8 protein-coding genes are annotated in these 5,355 nt (G+C 35.9%); 6 read left to right on the top strand and 2 right to left on the bottom strand.

Annotation, left to right across the window (positions count from 1 at the left end; genetic code table 11):
* A partial coding sequence (locus tag ABZC96_RS08010; RefSeq protein ID WP_373030316.1) for an MBL fold metallo-hydrolase RNA specificity domain-containing protein occupies positions 1 to 531 on the top strand: 531 nt, incomplete at its 5' end.
* Positions 532 to 593: 62 nt separating this feature from the next.
* Here ABZC96_RS08010 and ABZC96_RS08015 read toward each other — a convergent pair.
* Together ABZC96_RS08015 and nhaA are read right to left on the bottom strand one after the other, a co-directional pair.
* Complete coding sequence (locus ABZC96_RS08015; protein WP_373030318.1) at positions 594 to 731, bottom strand: hypothetical protein; 138 nt, start codon at positions 729 to 731, stop codon at positions 594 to 596.
* A 96-nt stretch (positions 732 to 827) separates the two neighbouring features.
* Positions 828 to 2,000: a Na+/H+ antiporter NhaA gene (nhaA, locus tag ABZC96_RS08020; RefSeq protein ID WP_373030319.1), complete on the bottom strand. Its 1,173-nt coding sequence runs from the start codon at positions 1,998 to 2,000 to the stop codon at positions 828 to 830.
* Between the two features lie 110 nt (positions 2,001 to 2,110).
* On the opposite strand from nhaA, the gene ABZC96_RS08025 reads away from it, so the two are divergent.
* From ABZC96_RS08025 to ABZC96_RS08045, 5 genes are all read left to right on the top strand, one after another.
* Positions 2,111 to 2,305, top strand: coding sequence for a hypothetical protein (locus ABZC96_RS08025; protein WP_373030320.1), 195 nt, complete (start codon positions 2,111 to 2,113; stop codon positions 2,303 to 2,305).
* Position 2,306: 1 nt separating this feature from the next.
* Positions 2,307 to 2,501 carry a hypothetical protein gene (locus ABZC96_RS08030; protein ID WP_373030322.1) on the top strand — a complete coding sequence of 65 codons (195 nt, stop codon included), beginning with the start codon at positions 2,307 to 2,309 and terminating at the stop codon, positions 2,499 to 2,501.
* An 86-nt stretch (positions 2,502 to 2,587) separates the two neighbouring features.
* Positions 2,588 to 3,028 carry a DoxX family protein gene (locus tag ABZC96_RS08035; RefSeq protein ID WP_373030324.1) on the top strand — a complete coding sequence of 147 codons (441 nt, stop codon included), beginning with the start codon at positions 2,588 to 2,590 and terminating at the stop codon, positions 3,026 to 3,028.
* Complete coding sequence (locus tag ABZC96_RS08040) at positions 3,021 to 4,709, top strand: glutamate synthase-related protein (protein ID WP_373030326.1); 1,689 nt, start codon at positions 3,021 to 3,023, stop codon at positions 4,707 to 4,709. Before ABZC96_RS08035 ends, ABZC96_RS08040 begins: the two co-directional genes overlap by 8 nt.
* Before the next feature lie 87 nt (positions 4,710 to 4,796).
* Positions 4,797 to 5,355 (top strand): DUF2202 domain-containing protein (locus ABZC96_RS08045; RefSeq protein WP_373030328.1); only part of this gene is annotated, 559 nt, incomplete at its 3' end.

Raw genomic sequence — 5,355 nt, forward strand, 5'->3', positions numbered from 1 at the left:
GTATATAATAATTATTCCGAACTACTTAATCAAAAATGCCAGGATTACAAAAAGCGTGATGGTACTGTTTTTGATTTTGAAGGACTTACCTTTACTCCGGATGTTGAAGCGTCCAGAGCCATCAATGATGTTGATCGTCGTGCTATTATCATCGCAGGTAGTGGGATGTGTACAGGGGGGAGGATTCTTCACCATTTTAAGCATCGTCTGTGGAATCGAAAAAATGCTGTCATTTTTGTGGGTTATCAAGTGGTTGGTACCTTAGGACGGCAAATGGTTGACGGGGCACGTTGGGTTAAGATCTACCGAGAAGAAATCCTTGTAAGAGCGAGTATTCATACTGTGAATGGTTTTTCCGCTCATGCGGATCAGAGTGCTATCGTAAAATGGGTATCACAGATGAAAGATCTTAATCGTATTTTTCTCATTCATGGAGAAACGGACAAACAGGTTATTTTACGTAGTGTATTGGAAAATGTACTGGAGAAGAAAGTACATATAGTCGAGCCGGGAGAAGTTATTTATTTGTGATGCGTATATTGTAGTTTTCCTCGTTCAGTAAGTGTAGTGAACGAGGTTAGAGACATGTTGTCTTACTTTTTCTTTTTTTCTGCTTTTTCTTTTTTCTTATAGTCTTTGATATGCTTTTTGATCTCTTGTTTTAACTCTTTTTTTAGTCTGCTGTCCATCTCTTTTTTGATGTACTTTTTAATCTTTTTCTTTTTAAGCATTTTCTTTCCTTTTTATTAGTTATAGACTATGCGTCTATATATATGATAGGATAAAAGAACTTTAATTTCTATAAAATCTCAATACTCTCATATACTTTATTTTCCAGTTTTCATGCGTAAGATAAGATACCCTACAATAGCAGAGAGAAATGAGCCAAGAAGAATGGCAAGCTTGTCTGCATAGTGATAGATCTGCGTATCATTGTAAGCCAAGGTATCTACAAAAAGACTCATGGTAAAACCTATACCTGTTAAGACACTCACACCATAAAGCAAGGTCCAGTTACTCTCTTTTGGTAATGAAGCTATACCCATTTTTATGGCTAACCAGGAAAACCCGAATACCCCTACTTGTTTACCAACAAAAAGACCAAACATGATACCCAGTGGCACAGGACCAGCCATCTCCTCAATAGAAATACCTTTGAGATCTACTCCGGCATTCACAAAAGCAAAAAGAGGTAAGATTATAAATGCAACCCAGTAGTGTAGATCATGTTCCATCTCTTTTGCCATAGAGAAGGTGTTTCCCTCTTTGTCTTTGGATGATAGAGGGATCATAAAGGCAAGAGCCACCCCTGCAAGTGTAGCATGAACTCCAGACTTAAGCACAGAGACCCATAGAATAATACCTACGACAATATAGGCTGATTTGATAGCAACATTCATACGGTTCATAATTAAAAGTATCAGTAGTGCGATGGCTGCAATAGTAATGGACATAGTTGAGAGTTCACTGGTATAAAACAGAGCAATGATCACAATAGCCCCTAAGTCATCGATAATAGCCAATGTCATTAAAAATATCTTTAAAGAGATAGGAACCCTGCTACCTAGTAAAGACAAAATACCCAATGCAAAGGCAATGTCTGTAGCTGTAGGGATAGCCCATCCATTCATAGAAAAGTCATTACCTCTGTTAAATAAGATGAAAACTAAAGCAGGTACCACCATACCACCTACAGCAGCAATACCAGGAAGTGTAATCTGAGAAAGAGAAGAGAGATGACCTTCTTTGACTTCACGTTTGACCTCAAGACCTATAAGGAAGAAAAAGACTGCCATAAGTCCGTCATTGACCCATAAAAGAAGAGGTTTAGCTATCTGAAGATCTCCAAATCTGACCTCTACAGGTGTATGTAAAAAACTTGTATAGAATGCAGACATAAAACTGTTTTGTAAGAGCAGTGCTAAAATTGTGACAAAGATCAGTAAAATACCGGCAGATGATTCTTTTTTGATAAATTCTTTGATGAATTGTGTAGGCATGGACAGTCCCCTTTTCTTAATTACATCATTTTAGCTAAAATTTACTAATCAATTTAAATATATTGACAATTATAGAAGATTGAACTAGAATAAGATCAAAGGAGTTATGTATGAAAAAGAGAATTGAAGAGGTTATTAACCATGTACAAAAGTCAAGTAAAGTATCTGATGAGAACAAACCATTAATTTTAGAGAAACTCAAAGAATGGAAAGAGGAAGACGATGCTATTGCTGAAGTTTCTGTACGGTTTGAAAACTGGTGGCTAGAGATGGAACCTATCTTTGCTGAACTTGGTTGGATATAAAGTGGTAGATATCTATACCCAATATACTTACGAAAAAACTTGGCAAAAAACCAGCCAAAAAGATGCCTTACACATGATAGAAAAGGAGATGCCTGATACAGATGCTGAAGGTACTCTTAAATATATTCTTTCTCAGATAGAAAAAGGAAAGACAATCACTCTTGGAGAGTGCCGATTTAGATCTACACCAACTTAAAGATTTCTTCTTTACATTTACTGTACAGCTAAAAAAATGTATACTCAATTGCAGAGTATTTCACTAAGCTTAAGGGGAGAGTATATATGAAAGATTTTATGGGAGAGGTTGCTGTTCTTTTAGCTTATCCTAAAAACCTTATTCTTTTAATTTTACGTTTGGTTTTGGCATATGGGTTTACCTCACCAGTATTATCTAAGATCAATTATTTGGAAGAGACAATACTATGGTTTGAAAACATATCTATACCGCTGCCGACGTTAACTACGTATCTGGTTTCGGGTATTGAGTCTATAGGCATTGTACTTTTAGTATTGGGACTGTTTACTCGTTATATTTCCATCTTGCTTTCATGTGTGATGTTGGGGGCAATATTTTTTGTTCATTTACCTAATGGGTTTTCTGCTGTAAACAGTGGAATTGAGATTCCACTGTATTATCTGCTTTTTCTTATGATCTTTGTTAGTTATGGTGCAGGGAAATACAGTATAGATAGAGCACTTTTTAAGGATAAATGTGATGAATGAAGAAAACTTACTTGTGTATTTTCCATTTTTCACTTCAGATTGGAGTGTATTACTCAAACTTTTACTTACGGTGCTTTTTTTTGTTCTCATCGCTGTTGCTATTTATGACAGATTCATACAAAGAAAAAATCAGCTTCTTATTAATTATCCACTTATAGGACGAATGAGATACCTCTTTTACTTGTTGCGTAATCCTATGCGTCAGTATTTTGGTGATGAAACATTCTATGATTCTTTTGAAAAAATTGAATGGATAAATAAATCGGCAAGAAGGGAAAATTCCTATATTTCATTTTCACCTTCTAAACCTTACGGTAATCAAAAGACACTTTTTAAACATGCTAACTTTGTGAAAGAGGTCAATGAAGTAGATAAAGAACTTTGCGTTGTTTTTGGCAAGAACAGAAAAATCCCCTATGTGAGTAGAAGTATCATTGGACGTTCAGCTATGAGTGATGGTGCTATCTCACCAGAGGGTACACGTGCATTTTCTTTAGGAGCCTTCAGAGGAAAGTTTCCTATCAATACTGGTGAAGGTGGACTTACTTCTAATTTTTTTGCGCCACTTAATCTACAGGATTGTAGCAGTCCTTGTCTTGAGATAAAAAAAGGCACATGGTTTGCAAGAATGGTTTTCAGATTTTTACGTTTAATCACCAACAAAGAAGTATCACAGCGTGTGTATAAAAAAATGGTTGTTCGTCAAAAAGACAGAGGTACTTTTATTTTTGATGACAATAAATTGGCTTACTATCGTATAGATTGGACCAAATCTTTGGATAAATTCCCTATACATGTACCCGAAGGACTACCGGATATCACTTTACAAATTGGAAGTGGACTTTATGGTGTCAGAGATGCAGATGGAAAGTTTGATGAAGAACGTTATAGAAAAGTGATGCGTTTTTGTTGTATGACTGAGTTAAAGCTTGCTCAGGGTGCAAAGCAAACAGGAGGGAAACTTTTAGCTGCAAAAGTTAATGATGACATTGCGTACTATAGAGGTATACCCGCACATCAAGACCTTATAAGTCCAAACCGTTTTCCTTATGCAGATGATATGGAAACATTTTTTGACTTTATTTCCAGACTACAAGAACTTTCATATAAACCTGTAGGATTTAAGATAGTTATCTCTACCAGAGAAAAGTTTGAACTTTATGCCAAAGCACTTAAACATAGAAAAGAAGAGGGGAAGAGTATCGCTGATTTTCTCACTATAGATGGCGGTGATGGTGGTTCTGCTACTGCACCACTGGAAATGATGAGTAGGATAGGACTGCCTATACGAGAATCATTACGTATTGTTGATGAAGTTTTAACTGAATATGGTTTACGTGATGAGATCAAGATCATTGCTGCAGAAAAAGTGCTGACACCAGATGATGTAGTAGAACTCCTGTGCTACGGTGCCGACTTCATAAACATCGCAAGAGGATTTATGATCTCAGCAGGGTGTATACGTGCGCGTGAATGTTCTGGGGCAGGGGGACGGAATTGTCCTGTAGGTTTGGCTACTATGGATGAGATAAAACGAAGTAGGTATCTTGTTCTGCAAAAAGCTAAGCATGTTGCAAATTATCATAATGAACTTCTTTATGGTGTACGTTCCATCATGGCTGTAATGGGTAAGACAAATACCAGTCAATTAGGAATGGATGACCTTATCCACCACATATAATTAAAGTGTGAATTTTCATCTTCACACTCTCTTCATACTATTATCTTATACTTGCATTGTTAATAAAAACAGTCTAAAAGGATTAACATGAATAATAATATTAAAAGTCGTAGAAATTTTTTAACAAAAATGTTAGTTGCAGGTGTAAGTGGAGTGACATTACTCTCATCTTCTGTATATGCCCAAAAAGAAACTGATGATACTATAGTAGTTCTTACTGAAGAACAAAAAGATATGCTTTTTTACATTTATCAAGAAGAGAAAGTAGCTAGAGATGTTTATATTACATTAGGTAATATCTATACAAATGAAAATACTTTTGCATCTATTCAGCTATCAGAGCAGAGACATATTGATTCTGCAAGAGGTTTGTGTGAGAAGTATGGTGTGAGCATCGAAGATGTTGATGAAGAAAGTGTAGGTAACTTTGTATTACCTGTATTGCAAGAGCTTTATGATACATGTGTAAGCGAAGGTGAGAAATCACTGCTAGATGCACTTAAAATTGGTGAACTTATAGAAATTACTGATATAGATGATCTAGAGCATGCATCAGTAGGTATGCCAGAGGATGTAGTGAAAGTATATGATAGTCTGTTAGAAGGTAGTTTAAGTCACTTGGATGCATTTCAAACTGCTATTGCAC

This window comes from Sulfurovum sp. (genome assembly GCF_041551015.1).
In the GTDB taxonomy this organism is placed as follows: domain Bacteria; phylum Campylobacterota; class Campylobacteria; order Campylobacterales; family Sulfurovaceae; genus Sulfurovum.

Excerpts from the sequence above, each read along its gene's own strand:
- ABZC96_RS08015 (WP_373030318.1), bottom strand. The coding sequence starts at position 731 with ATGCTTAAAAAGAAAAAGATTAAAAAGTACATCAAAAAAGAGATGGAC.
- nhaA (WP_373030319.1), bottom strand. The coding sequence starts at position 2,000 with ATGCCTACACAATTCATCAAAGAATTTATCAAAAAAGAATCATCTGCC.
- ABZC96_RS08025 (WP_373030320.1), top strand. The coding sequence starts at position 2,111 with ATGAAAAAGAGAATTGAAGAGGTTATTAACCATGTACAAAAGTCAAGT.
- ABZC96_RS08035 (WP_373030324.1), top strand. The coding sequence starts at position 2,588 with ATGAAAGATTTTATGGGAGAGGTTGCTGTTCTTTTAGCTTATCCTAAA.
- ABZC96_RS08040 (WP_373030326.1), top strand. The coding sequence starts at position 3,021 with ATGAATGAAGAAAACTTACTTGTGTATTTTCCATTTTTCACTTCAGAT.